The 20,919-nt window shown below is 69.4% G+C and carries 21 protein-coding genes; 4 read left to right on the top strand and 17 right to left on the bottom strand.

Going from position 1 to position 20,919, the window contains the following annotated elements; translation table 11 throughout:
* Positions 1 to 22: 22 nt before the first annotated feature.
* From tatA to JEQ17_RS37220, 9 genes are all read right to left on the bottom strand, one after another.
* Positions 23 to 310 (bottom strand): Sec-independent protein translocase subunit TatA, encoded by a 288-nt coding sequence (tatA, locus tag JEQ17_RS37260; protein WP_200399357.1) that lies wholly within the window; start codon positions 308 to 310, stop codon positions 23 to 25.
* A 237-nt stretch (positions 311 to 547) separates the two neighbouring features.
* Positions 548 to 742: a hypothetical protein gene (locus JEQ17_RS37255; protein WP_200399356.1), complete on the bottom strand. Its 195-nt coding sequence runs from the start codon at positions 740 to 742 to the stop codon at positions 548 to 550.
* A gap of 9 nt (positions 743 to 751) precedes the next feature.
* Positions 752 to 1,039, bottom strand: coding sequence for a hypothetical protein (locus JEQ17_RS37250; protein WP_200399355.1), 288 nt, complete (start codon positions 1,037 to 1,039; stop codon positions 752 to 754).
* Positions 1,040 to 1,050: 11 nt separating this feature from the next.
* Positions 1,051 to 2,184 (bottom strand): helix-turn-helix transcriptional regulator, encoded by a 1,134-nt coding sequence (locus JEQ17_RS37245; protein ID WP_200399354.1) that lies wholly within the window; start codon positions 2,182 to 2,184, stop codon positions 1,051 to 1,053.
* Positions 2,185 to 2,200: 16 nt separating this feature from the next.
* Positions 2,201 to 3,154 (bottom strand): helix-turn-helix transcriptional regulator, encoded by a 954-nt coding sequence (locus JEQ17_RS37240; RefSeq protein ID WP_055615505.1) that lies wholly within the window; start codon positions 3,152 to 3,154, stop codon positions 2,201 to 2,203.
* Between the two features lie 277 nt (positions 3,155 to 3,431).
* Positions 3,432 to 3,806 carry an FKBP-type peptidyl-prolyl cis-trans isomerase gene (locus tag JEQ17_RS37235; protein WP_200399353.1) on the bottom strand — a complete coding sequence of 125 codons (375 nt, stop codon included), beginning with the start codon at positions 3,804 to 3,806 and terminating at the stop codon, positions 3,432 to 3,434.
* Between the two features lie 85 nt (positions 3,807 to 3,891).
* A complete protein-coding gene (locus JEQ17_RS37230; protein ID WP_200399352.1) occupies positions 3,892 to 4,899 on the bottom strand; it encodes an FKBP-type peptidyl-prolyl cis-trans isomerase in 1,008 nt (335 codons plus the stop codon).
* Positions 4,900 to 5,030: 131 nt separating this feature from the next.
* Positions 5,031 to 6,392 (bottom strand): Pup--protein ligase, encoded by a 1,362-nt coding sequence (gene pafA, locus JEQ17_RS37225; RefSeq protein WP_143635636.1) that lies wholly within the window; start codon positions 6,390 to 6,392, stop codon positions 5,031 to 5,033.
* Between the two features lie 9 nt (positions 6,393 to 6,401).
* Positions 6,402 to 7,661 (bottom strand): MFS transporter, encoded by a 1,260-nt coding sequence (locus JEQ17_RS37220; protein ID WP_200399351.1) that lies wholly within the window; start codon positions 7,659 to 7,661, stop codon positions 6,402 to 6,404.
* A 138-nt stretch (positions 7,662 to 7,799) separates the two neighbouring features.
* On the opposite strand from JEQ17_RS37220, the gene JEQ17_RS37215 reads away from it, so the two are divergent.
* Positions 7,800 to 8,816, top strand: a complete 1,017-nt coding sequence (locus tag JEQ17_RS37215; protein ID WP_200399350.1) for a LacI family DNA-binding transcriptional regulator — start codon at positions 7,800 to 7,802, stop codon at positions 8,814 to 8,816.
* Between the two features lie 266 nt (positions 8,817 to 9,082).
* Here the strand turns inward: JEQ17_RS37215 and prcA are convergent, their stop codons facing one another.
* From prcA to arc, 5 genes are all read right to left on the bottom strand, one after another.
* On the bottom strand, positions 9,083 to 9,829 hold the full coding sequence (gene prcA / locus JEQ17_RS37210) for a proteasome subunit alpha (RefSeq protein ID WP_200399349.1): 747 nt from the start codon (positions 9,827 to 9,829) through the stop codon (positions 9,083 to 9,085).
* 57 nt (positions 9,830 to 9,886) lie between these two features.
* Positions 9,887 to 10,732, bottom strand: a complete 846-nt coding sequence (gene prcB / locus JEQ17_RS37205) for a proteasome subunit beta (RefSeq protein WP_189840019.1) — start codon at positions 10,730 to 10,732, stop codon at positions 9,887 to 9,889.
* A gap of 148 nt (positions 10,733 to 10,880) precedes the next feature.
* On the bottom strand, positions 10,881 to 11,096 hold the full coding sequence (locus tag JEQ17_RS37200; RefSeq protein ID WP_030932625.1) for a ubiquitin-like protein Pup: 216 nt from the start codon (positions 11,094 to 11,096) through the stop codon (positions 10,881 to 10,883).
* A gap of 165 nt (positions 11,097 to 11,261) precedes the next feature.
* The gene (gene dop / locus JEQ17_RS37195; protein ID WP_361892120.1) at positions 11,262 to 12,773 is read right to left on the bottom strand and encodes a depupylase/deamidase Dop; all 1,512 of its coding nucleotides are present in this window, start codon (positions 12,771 to 12,773) and stop codon (positions 11,262 to 11,264) included.
* Between the two features lie 234 nt (positions 12,774 to 13,007).
* A complete protein-coding gene (arc, locus tag JEQ17_RS37190) occupies positions 13,008 to 14,774 on the bottom strand; it encodes a proteasome ATPase (protein ID WP_055618381.1) in 1,767 nt (588 codons plus the stop codon).
* Positions 14,775 to 15,033: 259 nt separating this feature from the next.
* On the opposite strand from arc, the gene JEQ17_RS37185 reads away from it, so the two are divergent.
* On the top strand, positions 15,034 to 15,333 hold the full coding sequence (locus JEQ17_RS37185) for a ferredoxin (protein ID WP_200399348.1): 300 nt from the start codon (positions 15,034 to 15,036) through the stop codon (positions 15,331 to 15,333).
* A 55-nt stretch (positions 15,334 to 15,388) separates the two neighbouring features.
* On the opposite strand, the gene JEQ17_RS37180 is transcribed toward JEQ17_RS37185, so the two are convergent.
* From JEQ17_RS37180 to JEQ17_RS37170, 3 genes are all read right to left on the bottom strand, one after another.
* Positions 15,389 to 15,964: a hypothetical protein gene (locus tag JEQ17_RS37180; protein WP_200399347.1), complete on the bottom strand. Its 576-nt coding sequence runs from the start codon at positions 15,962 to 15,964 to the stop codon at positions 15,389 to 15,391.
* 216 nt (positions 15,965 to 16,180) lie between these two features.
* Entirely contained in the window at positions 16,181 to 17,083 is a 903-nt protein-coding gene (locus JEQ17_RS37175) for a tRNA (adenine-N1)-methyltransferase (protein WP_200399346.1), read from the bottom strand.
* Positions 17,084 to 17,210: 127 nt separating this feature from the next.
* Positions 17,211 to 18,929, bottom strand: a complete 1,719-nt coding sequence (locus JEQ17_RS37170) for a site-2 protease family protein (RefSeq protein WP_200401915.1) — start codon at positions 18,927 to 18,929, stop codon at positions 17,211 to 17,213.
* A 182-nt stretch (positions 18,930 to 19,111) separates the two neighbouring features.
* Between JEQ17_RS37170 and JEQ17_RS37165 the strand changes: the two genes are divergently transcribed.
* Together JEQ17_RS37165 and JEQ17_RS37160 are read left to right on the top strand one after the other, a co-directional pair.
* The gene (locus tag JEQ17_RS37165; protein ID WP_234048504.1) at positions 19,112 to 20,140 is read left to right on the top strand and encodes a RecB family exonuclease; all 1,029 of its coding nucleotides are present in this window, start codon (positions 19,112 to 19,114) and stop codon (positions 20,138 to 20,140) included.
* A 64-nt stretch (positions 20,141 to 20,204) separates the two neighbouring features.
* Complete coding sequence (locus tag JEQ17_RS37160; protein ID WP_055613352.1) at positions 20,205 to 20,876, top strand: response regulator; 672 nt, start codon at positions 20,205 to 20,207, stop codon at positions 20,874 to 20,876.
* Positions 20,877 to 20,919: the final 43 nt, after the last annotated feature.

Below are 20,919 nucleotides of genomic sequence, written 5' to 3'. Positions count from 1 at the left end.
GCCGGCGGTCACCGGCCCTGCGTCAGCGCTTGGTCGTGTCCGTCGGCTCGGTGACCGGGCGCGAGCTGGTCACGTCACCGGGTGCGGCCTGGATGGTGCGCTGGACCTGGGACTGGTCGTCGTGCGGCGGGGCTGCCGGGGCGGCGCTGTCGTCCTTGCCCTCGGTCTTCATCGCCTTGGCCTCGCTCTTGAGGATGCGGGCGGACTTGCCCAGCGAGCGGGCCATGTCCGGAAGCTTCTTCGCGCCGAACAGCAGGATGATGACGACGAGGATGAGAATGATCTCGGGAGCGCCGAGCCTTCCGAACATAAGCTTTTACCTTCTCACCGAGGCGGCGTGGTTGGGTTGCTGCCCGACCGGTCGGACGTCTGTCCGACAGTCGTGCTGGCAGCGATCGTAACGCTCAGGGGTAAACGCGGGGCAATCCCTGTGCGTACTCCCAGTTTGCGGTCGGCGCCTCGCTCTCCGGTCCGCGACCAGCAGCGTACCTGCCGATCCTGCGAACCAGACAGGTCGGAGTGACTCAAAGCGCATGGACAGGAAGGCTCAGAGGGCGTCCGCGGCACGGGCCGCACCGGCGGAAGCGTGTTCCAGATCCTCGGCCGCGCGGCCGATCCTGCGTGCGGACTCGGTGACCTGCCTGCCCAGACGCTCCGCTTCCAGAAAGACACGGACGGCGAGCACTCCGAGGACGGAGATTCCCAGGAAACCCACAGCGATCGCGAACATCGGCCAGAACATGGCTCGACCCTAAGCCCCCTGGACCGTCGCGTGCAGACGCAGGGCCCGGACCCCTCCGCCGGTGAGGAGCTCGACGATGCGCTCCCCGGCCGGCTTGCGTACCGCCGCGCCGCACTCCGGGCAGGTGAACGAGTAGAAAGTGGTCCGATGTGTGGCGCCGATGACCAGGCGCAGAGCGTTCGCGGAGAGTTCGAACCCGGCCCGGCAGTCGGGGCACGCGGCCTTGAACACCACGGGATCCACCCTTGTCATCCCCGAGAACGCGGACGCCACGGACATTTCACTGATACCAGACATCGCCGACCCGCTCAAAGCCCTTGCTCCTGCCTGCCGTACAGCCCGTCATGAACTCCGTGCGGCCCGTCGTCCGGGCGCTGCGCTCCCCCGCCGCCGTCGACCGGAGCGCCCGGGACACCGCCGCCAGACGTACCGGGAACGTCCTGCGGCCGGTCCCCACCGTCGTGGGCACCCTGCGGTCCGTCGTACGCCGCGAGGGCCTCACGGGCCGCCTGCCGGGCGCTGTCCGCGACCTCGGCCGGTGACACGATCCGGCCTTCCCTGCCGAGCCGCAGCGCGAGCCGGCGCAGCGACGCCGGGTCGGGGGCGCGCAGGGTGATGCGCAGGCCGCCGTCGGGGAGCTCCTCGGCGCTGTCGTGCGGGTAGTACTCGGCGACCCAGCGCCCGCCGGGGCCGACCTCGACGACCACCTCGGGATCCTCCGCGGCCGGCTGCACCAGACCCTCGGAGAGGTCACGCAGCTCGACCTCGGGCGGCGCGGACGCCTCGTCGAGGATCTTGATCTCGGCGACCCGGTCGAGCCGGAAGGTGCGCCGCGCCTCGGAGCGGCGGCACCACGCCTCCACGTAGGTGTGCCCGACGCTGACCAGGCGGATCGGGTCGATCTCCCGCTCGGTGAGCTCGTCCCGCGAGGGCGAGTAGTAGCGGATCCACAGCCTGCGGCGCTCGGAGATCGCCCGGTCGACGTCGGCGAAGACCCCGCCCTCGGACTCGAAGGTGACCGACAGCCGGGCGCTGGCCCCCGCGGCCTCCCCTGAGGCGGCCTCCACCTTCGCGGTGGCCCGCAGCAGCGCCTGCCGGTCGCCCTCGCGCAGTCCGGGCAGCGTCGACACGGCGCGTGCGGCCACCAGCAGCGCGGTCGCCTCGTCGGCGGCGATCCGCAGCGGCTCGGCGACATCGTCCGGGTTGTGCCACCAGATCCGGTCGCCGTCGGTGTCGATGTCGAGCAGATCGCCCCCGCGGAAGCTGGTCCCGCACAGCGGCAGCACGTCGAGGTCGGAGATCAGCTCGTCCTCGGTGATCCCGAAGGCCCGCGCGACATCCTCGACCCGGGCGCCGGGGCGCTCCCGCAGATACGTCACCAGCGAGAGCATCCGTCGGGTCTGGTCGATCGCGTTCCCCGGCCTGGCCGGTTTTCCTGCCACTTTCTTACGTTCCCCCTCAGCCCTTGGCCACGGCGCGCAGCCGGTCGACGACGTCGGCCCGCAGCTCGGCGGGTTCCAGGACGACCACGTCGGGCCCGAACTCGACGAGCCAGGCATCCAGGCCGTGCCCGTACGGAATCTCCAACTCGTCCCACCCGTCGCCGAGTTCCCGTACGGAGGCGGCCTTCGCACGCAGCGGGTAGCCCGAGCCCGAGCGCAGCCGGATCAGCGCGGAGCGGTCGGCGATGTCCCCCGCCCAGCTCGCGACGGTCTCACGCACGGTGACGACGTCGGGCACCTGGGCCGTGTACTTTCCGCCGCGCGTACGGACCTTGCCGGTGATCCGGGAGAGCCGGAAGACCCGCTCGGCGCCCCGGTCGCGGTCCCAGCCGGCCAGGTACCAGTGGCCGCGCCAGCACTCCAGGGCCCACGGTTCGACGAGGCGGGGCTCGGGCCGGGCCGCGGTGGCCTTGCGGTAGTCGAAGGCGACGGGCCGCCGGTCGCGGCAGGCGAGCATCAGGGGCTCGAACGCGGCCTCGTGCACGGGGATGCGTGGTTCGAGGGCGCCATGGGCCTCGTACGGATCGACGTCCTCGGGGAGGCCCGCGGCGCGCAGTTTCTGCAGGGCGCCGCTCGCCGCGCCCGCGAGGCGGGCCTGCTGCCAGACCTTGGCGGCGAGGCCGAGGGCCGCGGCCTCCTCGGCGTCGAGGGTGATGGGAGGCAGCCGGTTGCTGTCCCGGCGGGCCAGATAGCCGACTTCGCCGTCGAGGTTCTCCACCGTCTCGATGACCAGGCCGAGTTCGCGCAGATCGTCCTTGTCGCGCTCGAACATCCGGTTGAAGGAGTCGTCCGAGCTCGCCTCCAGATAGGCCTCGATGGACTCGCGGAGCTCGCGCTTGCTGAGCGGCCGCCGGGTCCCGAGCAGACACAGCGCCAGGTTCATCAGCCGCTCTGCCTTGGCAATGGCCATCGATGCCCTTCCCTATGGTGCTTCCGACCGATGACCGTACCGCCCCGGGGTGTCGTGGCAAAAGCCGAGGGCCCATGCCCGGACTGGCATGGGCCCCAAGTGATCGGGTCCGGTCGGACCGCGATCACACGGCGTACGAAGATCGGACCATGATCAGAACTTCGTGATCACCGGGCCGTGCTCCGGCCCTCATGGTGATCAGGTCGCGCTCGGGTCGTACTCGGGCTCTCGTGGTGACCGGGCCGGGGGTCTCCCCCGGCCGGTCGGCCGCGAGGGCTCAGACGCCGACCAGGTCGCAGACGAAGATCAGCGCCTCGCCGGGCGCGATACGGCCGCCACCGGCGCCACGCTCGCCGTAGGCGAGGTGCGAGGGGATGATCAGCTGACGACGTCCGCCGACCTTCATGCCCTCCACGCCCTTGTCCCAGCCCGCGATGACCTGGCCGACGCCCAGCTGGAACTGGAGCGGCGCACCGCGGTTCCAGGACGCGTCGAACTCCTCGCCGGTGGAGAAGGCCACGCCCACGTAGTGGACGGAGACGGTGTCGCCCGCCTTGGCCACCGGGCCGTCGCCCTCCCAGATGTCCTTGATCTCGAGGTCCGCCGGGGGCTCGCCGCCCGGGAAGTCGATCTCGGGCTTCTCGATGCTCACGTTTCTGGCTCCTGCTTGTTTGCGGCACGTGTTTGCGACGCCTCTGTGACAAGGCAACGCGGACAGTCTTGCATTCCCGAAGGGGTTACATCTTCGCGAGGATGTCCACGGAGAAGACGAGCACCGAGTCCTTCTTGATGCTGCTGCCCTGCGGCGGGTTGTCTCCGTAGCCCAGCGCCGGCGGAATGACGATGAGGACCCGGCTGCCGACCTTCTTGCCGGTCAGACCCTGCGCCCAGCCCTTCACGACCTGTGCGAGCGGGAACGACGTGAGCTGCCCGCGGCTGTACGAGGAGTCGAACTCCTTGCCGTCCGCCCACAGCACGCCCTTGTACTGGACGAGGAGGCTGTCGCTCTCGGCGACCTCGTCCCCGTCACCCTCCAGGATGTAGTTCGCGACGAGCTTCTTCGGCGCGGCCTTCTTCGGCACCTCGATGGAGGGGGCCTTGCCGTCGGTGTTGGTGCCGACCTTCGGCAGGTCGATGTTGTCCTGGGCGACGGCCGTGCCCTTGGCGGAGCTCTTGCCGTTGAACGCCTCCTGGATGTCCACCACGAAGACCAGCGTGTCGGTGCCCTTGATGCCCGCCTGCGCGTTGCCCGACGTGCCGTAGCCCCAGGTCGGGGGCACGGCCATCTCGACGCGGCTGCCGACCTTCTTGCCCGCCAGGGCATAGCGCCAGCCGTCGATGATCTGGCCCTGGGCGAGCTGGATGACCAGCGGCGTCTTGCGGTCGAAGGAGTTGTCGAAGACCTTCGCCGAGGACCAGATCTGGCCCAGGTAGTGGGCCTGGACGAAGTCGTTCTCCGCGACCGTCCGGCCGGTGCCGACGATGACCGTCTCGACCGCGAGGTCCTTCGAGGGGTCACCGCTGCCCTTGGCGACGGTGGGCTTCTCACCGAACTTCTCACCGCCGGTGATGCCCGGCAGCGGTCCGTCGACGATCTTCGGCGGCGGGGGCGCCGAGGCCGAGGGCGAAGCCGATGGGGACGGGCTGTCGCTGGACTTGGCCTTGTCCGACTTGTCGTCGTCACCGCATCCGGCGAGAGTGACCAGTCCAGCGGGGACGGCGAGAAGAAGTGAGCGTCGGCGCACGGTGGGGGCCTCGTATCGGTCGATCTTGGTTGATGGCGTGCGCGCAACTCTACGACGTGAGAAGGGCGCCGTACGGAAAACGTACGGCGCCCCGCGTTGCGTTCCGGAAACACTCCCGAACGCGTCATGACTCACATTCCGGCGATGAGCTTCTCCACCCGGTCGTCGACGGAACGGAACGGGTCCTTGCACAACACGGTGCGCTGTGCCTGGTCGTTGAGCTTCAGGTGGACCCAGTCGACGGTGAAATCACGACGCTGTTCCTGGGCGCGCCGGATGAAGTCGCCGCGCAGCCGGGCCCTAGTGGTCTGCGGCGGTACGGACTTGCCCTCGAAGATCTTCAAGTCGTTGCAGATCCGGGCGGCTTGGCCCCGCTTCTCCAGCAGGTAGTAGAGACCTCGGCGACGGTGGATGTCGTGGTAGGCGAGGTCTATCTGAGCGACACGCGGATGCGACATCGTCATGTTGTGCTTGGCGCGATACCGCTCGATGAGCTTGTACTTCATCACCCAGTCGATTTCGGTACCGATCCGGTCGAGGTCCTCGGACTCGATCGAGTCGAGCGTGCGGCCCCAGAGCTCCAGGACCTGGTCGACGACGCCCGTACGGATACCGCGGCGCTCGACGAAGTCCACTGCCTTCTCGTAGTACTCGCGCTGCACCTCGAGAGCCGAGGCCTCGCGGCCGCTGGCCAGGCGCACCTTGCGGCGGCCCGTGATGTCGTGGCTGACCTCGCGGATGGCCCGGATCGGATTCTCCAGGGTCAGGTCGCGCATCACCGTGCCCGCCTCGATCATGCGCAGCACGAGGTCGGTGGCGCCGACCTTGAGGAGCATGGTCGTCTCGGACATGTTCGAGTCGCCGACGATGACGTGCAGCCGGCGGTAGCGCTCGGCGTCCGCGTGCGGTTCGTCCCGGGTGTTGATGATCGGCCGGGAGCGGGTCGTCGCCGAGGAGACGCCCTCCCAGATGTGCTCGGCCCGCTGGCTGACGCAGTACACGGCACCACGCGGGGTCTGCAGCACCTTGCCAGCACCGCAGAGGAGCTGCCTCGTGACGAGGAACGGAATGAGGATGTCCGCGAGCCGGGAGAACTCCCCGTGACGGGCCACCAGATAGTTCTCGTGGCAGCCGTAGGAGTTGCCCGCCGAGTCGGTGTTGTTCTTGAAGAGGTAGACGTCGCCCGCGATTCCTTCCTCGTGCAGGCGTCGTTCGGCGTCTACCAGGAGTCCTTCCAGAATGCGCTCGCCGGCCTTGTCGTGGGTGACCAGTTCCGTCACGTTGTCACATTCGGGTGTCGCGTATTCCGGATGTGATCCCACGTCGAGATAGAGGCGGGCGCCGTTTCGCAGAAAGACATTGCTGCTGCGGCCCCATGACACGACACGGCGGAAGAGGTACCGCGCCACCTCGTCGGGAGACAGGCGTCGCTGTCCCCTGAACGTACACGTGACGCCGTACTCGTTCTCCAGCCCGAAAATGCGGCGGTCCATGACTGAACATTACGCCTGATGGCCTGTGCTGAAACGGGGTTCGGGGGCACCGTTTCGATCATTTTCCGAACCGCCCTCGACCACCGTGCCCCCGCCCGTAGCTGCGAGGACCCGCCCCGTGGCCAGCAGAACGAGCAGCGCGGCGCCTCCCGCGACAGCCGATACGGCGAAGCCCCGGACGGCTCCGCCCCACTCGATGACCGGTCCCGCGAGGCCCGTCCCGACGGACGCTCCCACGGTGAACGTCGTCACAAGCCAGGAGAACGCCTCGGTGACCGTGCCCTTCGGCGCGTGCCGGTCGACGAGGATGAACGCGCAGGCGATACAGGGTGCGAGGAAGACTCCGGCAAGGGCCATCAGCGCCGTCATGGCGACCACACCCGGCATGAGCATCAGCGGCAGATAACAGACCGCCAGAAGGGCGACGAGCACGCGCAGTCGCCGCTCCGGCGCGCCGCCCCACTGCCGCGCCCCGTAGACCGTGCCCCCGACGAGCGCGCCGAGCCCGATGGCGGACATCAGCCAGCCGTATGTCGCGTCGCCGCCGTGGTCGTCGGCGTACGACACGCTCGCGACCGTGATGGCTCCGAGCGCCATTCCGACAAAAAGGAACGCGCCGAGCAGGGCGATGAGTCCGGGCGAGCGCAGCGCGCCGAGCCAGTGCGCCTCGCGCGGCGCCGAACGCCACGCGCGCGAGGGCCGCGAGACGACCACGGAGAGCGCGCCCAGCACCCCGATGACGTTGAGGATGATCAGCGCGGCCTGGGCGGACCACAGGGACACGCACAGCGTCACGAGCAACGGCCCGACGGTGAACATGACTTCCTGCGCCACCGCGTCCATCGCGTACGCCGTGTGCACCTGGTCCTCCTTGCGGAGGACGGAGGGCCACAGCGCCCGCAGACCGCCCTCCAGGGGCGGCGTGAAGAGTCCGGCGGCGGCTATGAGGGCGTACGCGAGCGGGAGCGCCTCGGTGCCGGTGAGGGCGAACACGGTGGTGGCGAGGGCGGAGACGAGCGCGGCGGGCAGCTGGATCCGCGGCTGGCCGTGAAGGTCCACCAGACGGCCGAGTAGCGGCTGGCCCACGGCGTTGGCCACTCCGTAGACCGCGGCGAGCGCTCCGGCGAGGCTGTAGCTGCCGCCCTCCGCGCGGATGAACAGCACGATGGCGATCGCGGAGGTCGCGTTCGGCAGCCGGCCCACCAGGGTGCCGACGAGCAGCCGCATGGCGTGTTTCGCCCGGAGGATCTCCAGATAACCGGTGGCCATGCCCCGCCCCTTTCGGATCCAGAATGCCCGAGTTTTCCCGTCCGCGCCGTCGGAGGCCTCGGAAGTGTTACGTATAACTTCGCTCGTCATACGTACCATGTGCGCTGTCCGCGAGTCCAGCAGAAAGACAGGTCACCGGTGGCAGCAGGCAGCCCCCGCCCCACGAGCCGTGACGTCGCCCAGGCCGCGGGAGTGTCCCAGGCGGCCGTTTCCCTGGTGCTCGGCGACAAGTGGCGCGGGCGGGTCTCCGAGCCCACGGCGGAGCGCGTACGGGAGGCCGCGCGCGAGCTCGGCTACCGGCCGAACCTGGCGGCCCGCAATCTGCGCCTGGGCAGCACACGTACGGTCCTGCTGGTGGTGCCCGCCCTGACGACCGAGTTCTTCGCCGGCGTCTACACGGGGGCGGCCCGGGTGGCGGCCGAGCACGGCTTCGGAGTGGTGCTCTACCCCTCCCCCGAGGGCATCGGTCCGGCCCGGGACCCCTTCGCTTCCGCACAGGCCGCCCTGGACGGCGTCATCGCCTCCTCCATGGCCGCCGACGCCCTCACGGCGATCCGCGGCGACCAGTTGCCCCTGGTGATGCTCGACAGCGATCCGGCGGGCAGCACGGGCGCGGCAACGGTCAACCTCGACATCCGCGACGGCGTACGACAGGTCGCGGAGCATCTGCTGGGCTTGGGGCACCGCCGTTTCCTGCACCTGGCGGCGGACATCCCGTCCTGGACCTTCGACATTCGCGCCCGCGAACTCACCGAGCGCCTGTCCGCGGTCCCCGGCACGGAGCTCCGCACGGCCCCGGCCCCGATCTCCATCGAGGGCGCCCTGGCCGCCGCCGAGACCGCCCTGGCCGCGCCCGGCCCCCGCCCCACCGCCGTGGTCTGCGACGACGACAAGCTGGCCGCGGGCGCCTACAAGGCCGCCCGGCGCCTGGGCCTGCGCATCCCCGACGACCTCTCCGTCACCGGCCTCGACGACCTGGCCCTCGCCACGGCCCTCGACCCGGAACTCACCACGGTCCGCCTGGACGCCGACCTCTTCGGCGAACGCGGCATGGAAGCCCTCCTGGCCGTCCTGAACGCCCGCGAGCCCACCGCCGAGGACATCCCGGTACACCTGATAATCCGAGCCTCCACAGCCCCACCAGCAGCCCCGTAAGGGGCGCGGGGAACTACGCGCTCAACCCACCACAGCCCGCACACGGCCCACCGGCCCGTACACCATCAGAGGCGCGGGGAACGGCGCGCTCAGCCCAGAACAACCCGCACACGACCACCGACCTCTGCCCCCCCAAAGGGCGCGGGGAACTACGCGACCAGCCCCGACGGACCCGCACACAGAACACCTCCCGCAGCCCCGAAACACCGTGTGCCCCCGGCCTGCAAAAGGCCGGGGGCACACAAGGTTCAATCAGGTCGAGGAGGTCACTCCTCGTCCTCCGGGTCCTCGGCCTCCGCGGCCGTGGACGCCCCACCCTCCTCCAACAACCGCCCGAGCTGCCGCCCGGTAATCCGCTTGAACTTCCGCTGCTGCGGCCGCGTCCGGTCCAGCACCGCAACCTCCAGCCGCTCCGCGGGAATCTCCCGCTCCGTACCGTTCGTGTCGCGCGACAGCGCCTGAACGGCCAGCTTCAGCGCCTCGGCGAGCGACATCCCGTCCTGGTGCTGCTGGTCCAGGTACGTACTGATCTGCTCGGCGTTGCCGCCGACCGCGACCGAGCCGTGCTCGTCCACGATCGACCCGTCGTGCGGAAGGCGGTAGATCTGGTCGCCCTCGGGGGTCTCCCCCACCTCGGCGACGACCAGCTCCACCTCGTACGGCTTCTCCGCCGCGGAGGAGAAGATCGTGCCGAGGGTCTGGGCGTAGACGTTGGCGAGACCACGGGCGGTCACGTCGTCACGGTCGTAGGTGTAGCCCCGGAGGTCGGCGTAACGGACGCCGCCGATCCGGAGGTTCTCGTATTCGTTGTATTTGCCTGCGGCAGCGAAACCGATCCGGTCATAGATCTCGCTGAACTTGTGCAGCGCACGGGACGGGTTCTCGCCGACGAACACGATGCCGTCGGCGAACTGCAGCACGACGAGGCTGCGGCCACGGGCGATGCCCTTGCGGGCGTATTCCGCCCGGTCGGCCATGGCCTGCTGGGGTGATACATAGAACGGCGTCGACACCGGCTATCCGTCCCTTTCTGTGGAAGTCACTCGATCACCTTGACAAGAGGTCCGCTGTCAGAGCAGCGCGGCCCGTGGGCCGTCGGGCTGCTCAAGGCGCCGCTCAAGGATCGAGCGGGCGATCTCGGAGGACTCGTCGTCGGTGAGGCGGCGGAATCCGTCTGCGGTGATCACGGTGACGATCGGGTAGATCCGGCGGGCGACATCGGGACCACCGGTCGCCGAGTCGTCGTCGGCCGCGTCGTACAGCGCCTGTACGACGAGCGTCGTGGCCTGGTCTTCGGTCAGGTCCTTGCTGTAGAGCTTCTTCATGGCGCCGCGGGCGAAGATCGAGCCGGAGCCCGTGGCCGCGAAGCCGTGTTCCTCGGAGCGGCCGCCCGTCACGTCGTACGAGAAGATGCGGCCCCTCTCGCGGTCCACGTCGTACCCCGCGAAGAGCGGGACCACGGCCAGGCCCTGCATGGCCATGCCGAGGTTGGACCGGATCATCGTGGAGAGGCGGTTCGCCTTGCCCTCCAGGGAGAGCGTGGCGCCCTCCACCTTCTCGAAGTGCTCCAGCTCCAGCTGGAACAGCTTCACCATCTCCACGGCCAGACCGGCCGTACCGGCGATGCCCACCGCCGAGTACTCGTCGGCCGGGAAGACCTTCTCGATGTCGCGCTGGGCGATCATGTTGCCCATGGTGGCCCGACGGTCACCCGCGAGCACGACACCGCCGGGGAACGTGGCGGCCACGATCGTGGTCCCGTGCGGTGCCTCGATGACACCCTTCATGGGCGGCAACTGCCGGTTGCCCGGGAGAATGGCCGGCTGGTGTTCGGACAGGAAGTCCATGAACGAGGACGAGCCGGGCGTCAGGAAGGCAGCCGGCAGACGCCCGGTGCTACGAGGGTTGGCTTCCACGCGATGTCCTTCCACGTAGGCGGCGGCCCGCCGGGGACGGCCGAGCCGATCATCAAATCTGTGCACGGACCATACCCGTACCCACGCCAGTCATCCGTCCCGGCGCCGACCCGATGGAACGGGCCGACTCCGGGGCGGACAACCGGGGTTACTCTCCGCCCTTTTGGACGAAGGAACGCACGAAGTCCTCTGCGTTCTCCTCGAGGACGTCGTCGATCTCGTCCAGTACGGAGTCGACATCGTCCGACAGCTTCTCCTGGCGCTCCTTGAGGTCTTCGGATGCCTGCGCCTCGGGCGCCTCCTCGACCTCTTCGGTGTTGCGCGTCGCCTTCTGCTGTCCGCCGCCGGTGTCCTTGGTCGCCATAACCCTCACCCCGCTCGGTTCGACGTTCTTGATCAGACCCTACAAGCAGGGTCCGACATCGGCCCCGCAGTTGCTACAACGTCCGGGGGCCACCTCGATGATTCCCGGACGCCGCCTCTTTCCACCTCGCCCTGCCGCATCGGCCCGAGGGCCACGGCGGCCGGATCAGCCGCCCGAAAGGACCCTGACCAGGTCTTCCGCCGTACGACAGCGGTCGAGGAGCTCCTTGACGTGATTACGCGTTCCGCGAAGCGGCTCGAGGGTTGGGACCCGCTGGAGCGAGTCCCGGCCCGGCAGATCGAAGATCACCGAGTCCCAGGAGGCCGCCGCGACGTCGTCCGCGTACTGCTCCAGACAGCGCCCGCGGAAGTACGCGCGTGTGTCCTCCGGCGGCTTCGTCCGGGCCCGCTCCACGTCCGTCTCGTCCAGCAGGCGCTTCATCCTGCCGCGGGCCACGAGACGGTTGTAGAGGCCCTTCTCCGAGCGCACGTCGGCGTACTGGAGGTCGACCAGGTGCAGCCGTGCGGCGTCCCATTCGAGGCTGTCACGGCGCCGGTAGCCCTCCATGAGCTCCCGCTTGGCCACCCAGTCCAGTTCGCCCGCCAGGCTCATGGGATCGCTCTCCAGGCGCCCCAGGACGTCCTCCCAACGAGTGAGTACGTCCTTGGTCTGCTCGTCCGCGTCCGCGCCGAACCGCTCCTCGACGTACTTGCGCGCCAGCTCGAAGTACTCCATCTGCAGCTGGACGGCGGTGAGTGTCCGGCCACTACGGAGCGTGATCAGGCGCTTGAGTGTCGGGTCGTGCGAGACCTGGTGCAGCGTGCGCACCGGCTGGTCCACGGCGAGGTCCACGGCGATGAAGCCGTCCTCGATCATCGACAGGACGAGGGCGGTCGTGCCGAGCTTGAGATAGGTCGAGATCTCCGAGAGGTTCGCGTCGCCGATGATCACGTGCAGGCGGCGGTACTTCTCGGCGTCCGCGTGCGGCTCGTCACGCGTGTTGATGATCGGGCGCTTCAGAGTGGTTTCGAGGCCCACCTCGACCTCGAAGTAGTCGGCGCGCTGGCTGAGCTGGAAGCCGTGCTCGTGCCCGTCCTGACCGATACCGACGCGGCCCGCTCCGGTGACGACCTGGCGTGAGACGAAGAACGGCGTGAGGTGGCGCACGATGTCCGAGAAGGGGGTCTCCCGCTTCATCAGGTAGTTCTCGTGCGTGCCGTACGAGGCGCCCTTGTTGTCGGTGTTGTTCTTGTAGAGGTGGATCGGCTGGGCGCCGGGCAGCTGGGCCGCGCGCTCCGCGGCCTCCGCCATGATGCGCTCGCCGGCCTTGTCCCACAGGACGGCGTCCATCGGATTGGTCACCTCGGGAGAGCTGTACTCCGGGTGTGCGTGGTCCACGTACAGCCGCGCCCCGTTGGTGAGGATGACATTGGCGAGGCCGATGTCCTCGTCCGTGAGCTGACTGGAGTCGGCGGCTTCGCGGGCGAGGTCGAAGCCCCGCGCGTCCCGCAGCGGGTTCTCCTCCTCGAAGTCCCAGCGGGCCCGCCGGGCCCGGTGCATCGCCGCCGCGTAGGCGTTGACGATCTGGGACGAGGTGAGCATGGCATTGGCGTTGGGGTGGCCGGGGACGGAGATCCCGTACTCCGTCTCGATGCCCATTACTCGCCGTACGGTCATGCGGCCCTCCTTGCCCGGCGGCGTCCTCGGTCGGGGACGCCGCTCAAGTACCGCTGGCGCTCCGGTGCGTGTGCGGTGCCCGTCCCCGCACTGCGCGACTCGGCGGTACCGAAGAGCCTAGAGCGCCTTTGCGCTGGTGGGGAGATCATTTGCGTCATTGCTCAGCTCCAGCTGTGCCCTGGAAAACAGTCGGCTGCGGGTACCCAGTGAGGGCACCCGCAGCCACCCTGTCTTTTACAGGTACTGACCGGTGTTCGCCACCGTGTCGATGGAGCGTCCGGTGTCCGCGCCCTGCTTTCCGGTGATGAGCGTACGGATGTAAACGATCCGTTCGCCCTTCTTTCCGGAGATACGGGCCCAGTCGTCCGGGTTCGTGGTGTTCGGCAGGTCCTCGTTCTCCTTGAACTCGTCCACGCAGGCCTGGAGCAGGTGGGAGACCCGCAGACCCTTCTGGTTGTGCTCGAGGAAGTCCTTGATCGCCATCTTCTTGGCGCGGCCGACGATGTTCTCGATCATGGCGCCGGAGTTGAAGTCCTTGAAGTACAGGACTTCCTTGTCGCCGTTGGCGTACGTGACCTCGAGGAAGCGGTTCTCCTCGGACTCGGTGTACATGTGCTCGACGGCGGTCTGGATCATGCTCTGGACCGTGGTGGTCTTGCTGCCGCCGTGCTCGCCGACGTCGTCGGAGTGCAGCGGGAGGCGCTCGGTGAGGTACTTGGCGAAGATGTCCTTGGCCGCCTCGGCGTCCGGACGCTCGATCTTGATCTTCACGTCGAGACGGCCGGGACGCAGGATCGCGGGGTCGATCATGTCCTCGCGGTTCGAGGCGCCGATCACCACCACGTTCTGCAGGCCCTCCACGCCGTCGATCTCGGCGAGCAGCTGCGGGACGATGGTGTTCTCCACGTCCGAGCTGACACCCGATCCACGGGTGCGGAAGAGGGACTCCATCTCGTCGAAGAAGACGATGACGGGGGTGCCCTCGCTGGCCTTCTCACGAGCACGCTGGAAGACGAGGCGGATCTGCCGCTCGGTCTCACCGACGTACTTGTTGAGGAGCTCGGGACCCTTGATGTTGAGGAAGAAGCTCTTGCCCGTGGCCTGTCCGGTCACCTCGGCGACCTTCTTGGCCAGCGAGTTGGCGACGGCCTTGGCGATGAGCGTCTTGCCGCATCCGGGGGGCCCGTACAGCAGTACGCCCTTGGGCGGCCGCAGTTCGTGCTCCTTGAACAGGTCGGGGTAGAGGTACGGGAGCTCGACCGCGTCGCGGATCATCTCGATCTGGCCGCCCAGACCGCCGATCTGCTCGTAGCCGATGTCCGGGACCTCTTCGAGGACGAGCTCCTCGACCTCGCTCTTCGGAACGACCTCGTAGACATAGCCTGAGCGGGGTTCGAGCAGCAGGGCGTCGCCGGGGCGGATGGTGACATCCATCAGCGGCTCGGCGAGCCGCACCACCCTTTCCTCGTCGGTGTGCCCCACCACGAGGGCGCGCTCGCCGTCCTCGAGGATCTCCTTGAGGGTGACGATGTCGCCGACGCTCTCGTACTCCATGGCCTCGACCACGTTGAGGGCTTCGTTGAGCATCACTTCCTGGCCGCGCCTGAGCTCTTCGAGCTCGACGCTGGGGCTGACGTTCACCCGGAGCTTGCGGCCCCCGGTGAAGATGTCGGCCGTGCCGTCCTCGTTCGCCACGAGGAAGACACCGAAGCCGGCCGGCGGCTGTGCGAGCCGGTCGACCTCCTCCTTGAGTGCCACGATCTGGTCGCGGGCCTCTCGGAGGGTGTTGGCGAGCCGCTCGTTCTGCGCGGACACGCCGGCCAGGTTGGTCTGCAGCTCGACGATCCGCTCTTCGAGAATCCTCGTGTGTCGCGGAGAGTCGGCGAGCTTGCGTCGCAGGACGGCGATCTCCTGCTCAAGGTAGGCAATCTGCCCGGACGGGTCGTCGGACCCTCGTCCCGGGCGGATGCCGCGGTTCATGTCGTCGTCGTGGGCTGCCACGGTCCTCACCTCCTCCAAGGGGAGCTGGACGCTTCCAGACCCTACCTGGGTGGGTGTCGATTGAAACCCCTAGATCACAAAGACGGTCGAGGTGTGTCCGATCTTCACCCTTGCGCTCTCCCTCACGCCAGTGGAATACCCACACAACATGATTGGGAAGCCGACGGAGGTAGGGTCGAAGTGTTCAACACCCGCCAGAGCTGGCCCGATTCCCAAGTCTTCGGATCGCTCGGCGCAGGAAACGGCAGGAGAAACGACCGTGCAGCAGGAGGCCGCAGTCGACGGCGAGGGGCTCGAGGTCTGGATCGACCAGGACCTCTGTACCGGCGACGGAATCTGCGCCCAGTACGCCCCCGAGGTCTTCGAGCTGGACATCGACGGCCTGGCCTACGTGAAGAGCTCCCAGGACGAACTCCTGCAGGCCCCGGGCGCCACAACGCCCGTACCGCTGACGCTTCTGCGTGATGTCGCCGACTCCGCGAAGGAGTGCCCGGGCGACTGCATCCATGTACGTCGCGTTTCGGACAGGGTCGAGGTCTACGGCCCCGACGCGGAGTGACCGTAAAGCCACTCCGCGTAACGAATTGTCTGATTTCTCACGCCTGGCCGCTGTCTCACACGCTGTGGGCCTCGGACGGCGTCGAGCGGACGAACGCGCCGTTCTTCCACTGCCACTTGGCGCGCTCGGTCACGTCCGGACAGCAACTCGGCACGTCGCGCGACGAGTAGCCGAGGAGGGTCGCGGTGATCGTGGCGTCACGGACGGCGAAATCCTTGACGCTCAGGCGGTCCTTCGGGGCGACCAGCGTGGCGACGACGCGGGGCTTCGGGTCGTCCGCGGACCGTGTGACGACGTAGACACCGCTGGGCGGGGTGCCGAAGCCGGTCTCGCAGCGGACCACGGCGACCGTCTCGGGGCGGCCGTCGCCGTCCAGATCGCCGGAGGCCTGTCTCTGGACGGCGGCCTCTGTGGGGCCGCACTCGATCGGGAATTCGACGCCCGCCGGGTCGGGGGGCGCCACGGCGGCAGGGGCCGTCCTCGCCTCGGGACCGTGCTGGGCGGCGGTGGCCCGGTCGGGCTGCAGGAAGCCGGAGGCCGCGACCACCCCGGCGAGGGCGGTCGCCGTGGCCAGCCAGTGGATCGGACGGGTGTGCGTGTGTGCCAGTTCCGGAACGGCGGATTGCTGCACTAGGAAGTGTCTCCTGTGAGGGCTGTGCCGGTGGGGGTGGCCAGCATGGTGCCACACGTCACACCGTGAGGGAACGGCGGGGGTCCGGAGTTACTGGCGGGATGTCAAGGGAAAAGCGTCGTGGCCGAGTTCCCGAGGTGCTCCCGGGAACTCGGCCACGACGCTTGAGCGTTGTACGCGGCACAGGGCCGCCTCGGCGGCCGGCGCCTGTGTCGGTCAGCGGCCGGTGCCTCCGTCGGCGTTCGGACCGGAGTAGTCCTCGCCGTACGCGCCCTTGGCGGGGCGGCGGCGGCGCATGGGCGGCTCGACGCCGTCCGCGAGGCGGCGGGCGGTGAGCAGGAAGCCGGTGTGCCCGATCATCCGGTGGTCCGGGCGGACGGCCAGGCCCTCGATGTGCCAGTTGCGGATCATCGACTCCCAGGCGCTCGGCTCGTTGAAGCAGCCGATCTCGCGGATGGACTCGACGGTCCGGGCGAGCTGGGTGGTGGTCGCCACGTAGCAGCAGACGATGCCGCCGGGGACGAGCGCCTTGGAGACGGCCTCCAGGCACTCCCACGGGGCCAGCATGTCGAGGATGACGCGGTCGACCTCGGTGTCGCTGAGGTTGTCCTGGAGGTCGCCGACGGTGAGCTGCCAGGCGGGGTGCGGGCCGCCGAAGTAGCGCTCCACGTTCTGCTGGGCGATCTCGGCGAAGTCCTCGCGGCGCTCGTAGGAGTGCAGCATGCCCTGGTCGCCGATGGCGCGCAGCAGGAAACTGCTGAGCGAGCCGGAGCCCACGCCCGCTTCCACGACGCGTGCGCCGGGGAAGATGTCGGCGAAGGCCAGGATCTGCCCCGCGTCCTTGGGGTAGACCACGGCGGCGCCGCGGGGCATGGACAGGACGTAGTCGGGGAGCAGGGGGCGCAGTGCCAGATAGGCGACGTTCCCCGTGGTGCGGACAACGCTGCCCTCGGGAGCGCCGATCAGCTCGTCGTGCGGGAAGGAACCCTTGTGGGTGTGGAAGTTCTTCCCCGCTTCGAGCGTGAACGTGTAGTGGCGGCCCTTGGGGTCGGTCAGCTGAACCTGGTCCCCGACCTTGAAGGGCCCACGTCGGCGGGCGGCACCGGTCGGTTCGGACATGTGAACAGCCTACCGGTCCCTGCGAGGCGCTCTGACCGCTCGGGGTTCGTGGGAATCTGCGGGTGCCTCGTGGCTGGGCGCGCCGTTCCCCGCGCCCCTTGCGGGGCGCCAAGCGCGGGCTCGGTTCTCAGTTGGGGCGGGCCATTGCCTTGACGAAGGCTCGCTCGACGTCTGCTGCCGAGAGGACTCCGTAGATCTCGCCGGAGTCCTCCACCACCAGGTACTCGGTCGCGGGGGCGGCTCGCAGGGCGTCCAGGAGCTCCTCTCCGGCCAGTTCGGCGGAGACGCGCATGCCGTCCGTCAGGTCCTGGGCTAGGCCGCTGACGGCGACCCAGGGGCGGCGGTGTTCCGGTACGCCGACGATGGCGGCCTCGCGGACCAGGGAGAGGGGTTCGCCGTCGGGGTCGACCACGACCAGGGCGCGCGCGCCGGCGTCGTTTGCCCGGCGCAGCGCCTCCGAGAGCGGGGTGTTGGTCTCCACGGGCACCGCGCGGCGGGTCAGGGCCCGAGCCCTGAGCTCGGGCAGGTGTTCGCGCAGACGGGCCATGCGCAGGCTGTTCCCGGCGCCGGTCCAGATGATCGCGGCCAGGATCGCGGCGAGCAGGGCGTCCATGACGGTGTCCATGCCGCCGATGTCCTCGGCGTCGGCGCCGAGCGCCCCGGACTGGGTGAGCAGGGGCAGTCCGACGAGTACGGAGATCGCCAGCGCGCGGCCGACCCAGGCGGCGGCGATCGTGCCGCTCATCGGCTTGCCGGTGATCTTCCAGACGACGGCCCTGAGCATCCGGCCGCCGTCCAGGGGCAGGCCGGGGAGCAGGTTGAACGCGGCGACGATCAGGTTCGAAATCATCAGGCCGGCCAGCAGGACGCCCGGGACCGTGCCCGGCTCGACTGCCTGCAGGGCGAGGTAGAAGAGGCCGCCGAGGATCAGCGAGAGCAGGGGGCCGACGAAGGCGAGGACGAACTCGCGGCCAGGGGTCTCGGACTCCTTCTCGATCTCCGAGACGCCACCGAAGAACTGCAGCTGAATGCGGCGCACCGGCAGTTTGAAGCGCAGGGCGGCCACCGTGTGGGCCAGTTCGTGGACGAGTACGGAGGCGTAGAAGGCGACCGCGAAGAAGAGCGAGACGAGGTAGCGGGCCATGCCGAGTTCGGGCAGAACCCGGTCGAGCTGGCCGCCGAAGACCCAGGTGATGAGCGCGGCGACGAGGAACCAGCTGGGCGCCACGTACACGGGGACGCCGAAGGGGCGTCCCATCAGCAGACCGCCGCCCGGATCCTTGCCACGCCGGGAGGACGAGCCCCGCTTCCGCCCTGACTTGGATTTGGCAGGCGGGGTGTGCGCCTCGGAACGGTGGGCGTCGTGGGGCTGCCCGGGCGTGGGGTCGTCGGTGCGGGGGTCAGGGGCGGCCGGTGAAGTGGGCGGTGAGGCGGCCGGTGGAGTGGGCGCCTTCCGCAGATCGGCCGACGGCACATCCGCCCGCGCTTCTCCGTCTCCAGCGGCTCCAGCGGCTCCAGCGGCTCCAGCGGCTCCAGCGGCTCCAGCGGCTCCAGCGGCTCCAGCGGCTCCAGCGGCTCCAGCGGCTCCAGCGGCTCCAGCGGCCCGGTCGTTCGCCGGGTCCTCCGGGGTTCCCTGGTTCTGGTCCGGCTGCTGCGCATCCGCTGCCGCTGTCGTGTCTGCCTCCGGCCGGGGTTTCGCCTGGGCGTCGGTGTCGTGCGGCTCCTCGTCGGAGTGCGGCCGGGCCGTCGAGGTGGCCGGATCGCCGGGGCTCGGCCGACCCGTGCGGCGCTCGTCCGCCTCGTCCGTGCCGGATCGCGGCTGCCCGCTCCCGCCGCTCTCGTCCACGATGTCCCCTCGTTCGACGCGTCTCCCGCTCGCGATCATGCAGCGAGAGGTCCTGTGGTCGATGGTATGCGGCCGTCGTGTCGTGTTCGGCCCCGGCACCCCCTCTGTTTCCCACTCCGTGGCGGTCGCGGGCAGGTCACCGTGTGTCGCACTGTCAGTGGCGGCCCGTAAGGTCTGTCGTCATGGAAACCAGCACTGACGGCGTGGCTCAGGCAGGCCCGCAACCCGAGCCGACGGGCACCTCGGCCGAGTCCGCGGACGTGCCGGTCCAAGCCCCGTCCGCCCCCGCGGCCGACCCGGTCGTGGTCGCCGAGCCCGCCCGCGTCACCGTCGCCGTGCCGCCGGCCTCGTTGTCGCCCTCCCGGGCCGGGGACTTCATGCAGTGCCCGTTGCTGTACCGCTTCCGGGTGATCGACAAGCTGCCCGAGAAGCCGAGCGAGGCGGCCACCCGGGGCACGCTGGTGCACGCGGTGCTGGAGCGGCTCTTCGACGCGCCGGCCACCGAGCGGACCGCGCCGCGCGCGAAGTCGCTGATCCCCGGCCAGTGGGACCGGCTGCGCGAGGCGAAGCCGGAGCTCGCCGAGCTGTTCGCGGACGCCGACGAGAAGGCGGCGGGCGAGCGGCTGGCCCGCTGGCTGACCGAGGCGGAGCAGCTGGTGGAGCGCTGGTTCACCCTGGAGGACCCGACGCGTCTCGAACCGGCCGAGCGCGAACTGTTCGTGGAGGCCCAGCTGGACTCGGGCCTGAAGCTGCGCGGCATCATCGACCGTGTCGACGTGACCCCGTCCGGCGATGTGAGGATCGTCGACTACAAGACGGGCAAGGCCCCGCGCCCGGAGTACGCGGAGGGCGCCCTGTTCCAGATGAAGTTCTACGCCCTCGTGGTCTGGCGGCTGAAGCAGGTCGTCCCGCGCCGCCTCCAGCTCGTCTATCTGGGCAGCGGTGACGTCCTGACGTACGACCCGGTCCCCGCCGACCTGGAGCGCGTCGAGCGGAAGCTGCACGCGCTGTGGGAGGCGATCCGGCTGGCCACGGAGACCGGTGACTGGCGGCCGCGCCCCACCAAGCTCTGCGGCTGGTGCGACCACCAGGCCGTGTGTCCGGAGTTCGGCGGCACTCCCCCGCCGTATCCGCTGCCGGTGCGCCGGGCGGTGCCGGCCCCGGACGAGGACCGGGGAGCCGCTCCTGGGCCGGCACCCGGCTCCCCGTGAGGGCGCCCGAGTCCGGCGCTGCCGAGCAGGGCAGAATGGGGCCGGACTAACGAAGGAGACTTACGTGGCCATCCGCGTCCTATTGGTCGACGACCAGCCGCTGCTGCGTACCGGCTTCCGGATGATCCTGGAGGCCGAGCAGGACATCGCGGTCGTCGGCGAGGCCGGTGACGGTCTCCAGGCACTGGATCAGGTACGGGCCCTGCAGCCCGATGTGGTTCTGATGGACATCCGTATGCCGCGGATGGACGGGGTCGAGGCGACCCGTCAGATCACCGGCCCCGGTCGGGACGGTCCGGCGAAGGTGCTGGTCCTGACGACCTTCGACCTCGACGAGTACGTGGTGGAGGCACTGCGCGCCGGCGCCAGCGGCTTCCTCCTGAAGGACGCCCCCGCCAACGAACTGGTGCAGGCGATCCGGGTGGTGGCCTCCGGTGAGGCCATGCTCGCGCCCAGCATCACCCGTCGGCTCCTCGACAAGTACGCGAGCCATCTGCCCTCGGGCGACGAGCCGGTGCCGGACACTCTGCACACGCTCACCGAGCGCGAGGTAGAGGTGCTGAAGCTGGTGGCCCGCGGTCTGTCGAACGCGGAGATCGCCGCCGATCTGTTCGTCAGCGAGACGACGGTGAAGACGCACGTGGGCCACGTCCTCACCAAGCTGGGGCTGCGCGACCGCGTGCAGGCCGCGGTGTACGCGTACGAGAGCGGTCTGGTGCGCCCCGGCGCGCAGTGAGCGCCCCCGCCACGGACCTGTGACAGGAGAAACGGCCGCCCCC

This window comes from Streptomyces liliifuscus, assembly GCF_016598615.1.
GTDB lineage: Bacteria > Actinomycetota > Actinomycetes > Streptomycetales > Streptomycetaceae > Streptomyces > Streptomyces liliifuscus.
This window is presented reverse-complemented; position numbering and strand designations above follow the sequence as displayed.

Coding starts and splice junctions, on each gene's coding strand:
- tatA (WP_200399357.1), bottom strand. CDS start 310: ATGTTCGGAAGGCTCGGCGCTCCCGAGATCATTCTCATCCTCGTCGTC.
- JEQ17_RS37255 (WP_200399356.1), bottom strand. CDS start 742: ATGTTCTGGCCGATGTTCGCGATCGCTGTGGGTTTCCTGGGAATCTCC.
- JEQ17_RS37250 (WP_200399355.1), bottom strand. CDS start 1,039: ATGTCTGGTATCAGTGAAATGTCCGTGGCGTCCGCGTTCTCGGGGATG.
- JEQ17_RS37240 (WP_055615505.1), bottom strand. CDS start 3,154: ATGGCCATTGCCAAGGCAGAGCGGCTGATGAACCTGGCGCTGTGTCTG.
- pafA (WP_143635636.1), bottom strand. CDS start 6,392: ATGGACCGCCGCATTTTCGGGCTGGAGAACGAGTACGGCGTCACGTGT.
- JEQ17_RS37220 (WP_200399351.1), bottom strand. CDS start 7,661: ATGGCCACCGGTTATCTGGAGATCCTCCGGGCGAAACACGCCATGCGG.
- JEQ17_RS37200 (WP_030932625.1), bottom strand. CDS start 11,096: ATGGCGACCAAGGACACCGGCGGCGGACAGCAGAAGGCGACGCGCAAC.
- dop (WP_361892120.1), bottom strand. CDS start 12,773: ATGACCGTACGGCGAGTAATGGGCATCGAGACGGAGTACGGGATCTCC.
- JEQ17_RS37175 (WP_200399346.1), bottom strand. CDS start 17,083: ATGTCCGAACCGACCGGTGCCGCCCGCCGACGTGGGCCCTTCAAGGTC.
- JEQ17_RS37165 (WP_234048504.1), top strand. CDS start 19,112: ATGGAAACCAGCACTGACGGCGTGGCTCAGGCAGGCCCGCAACCCGAG.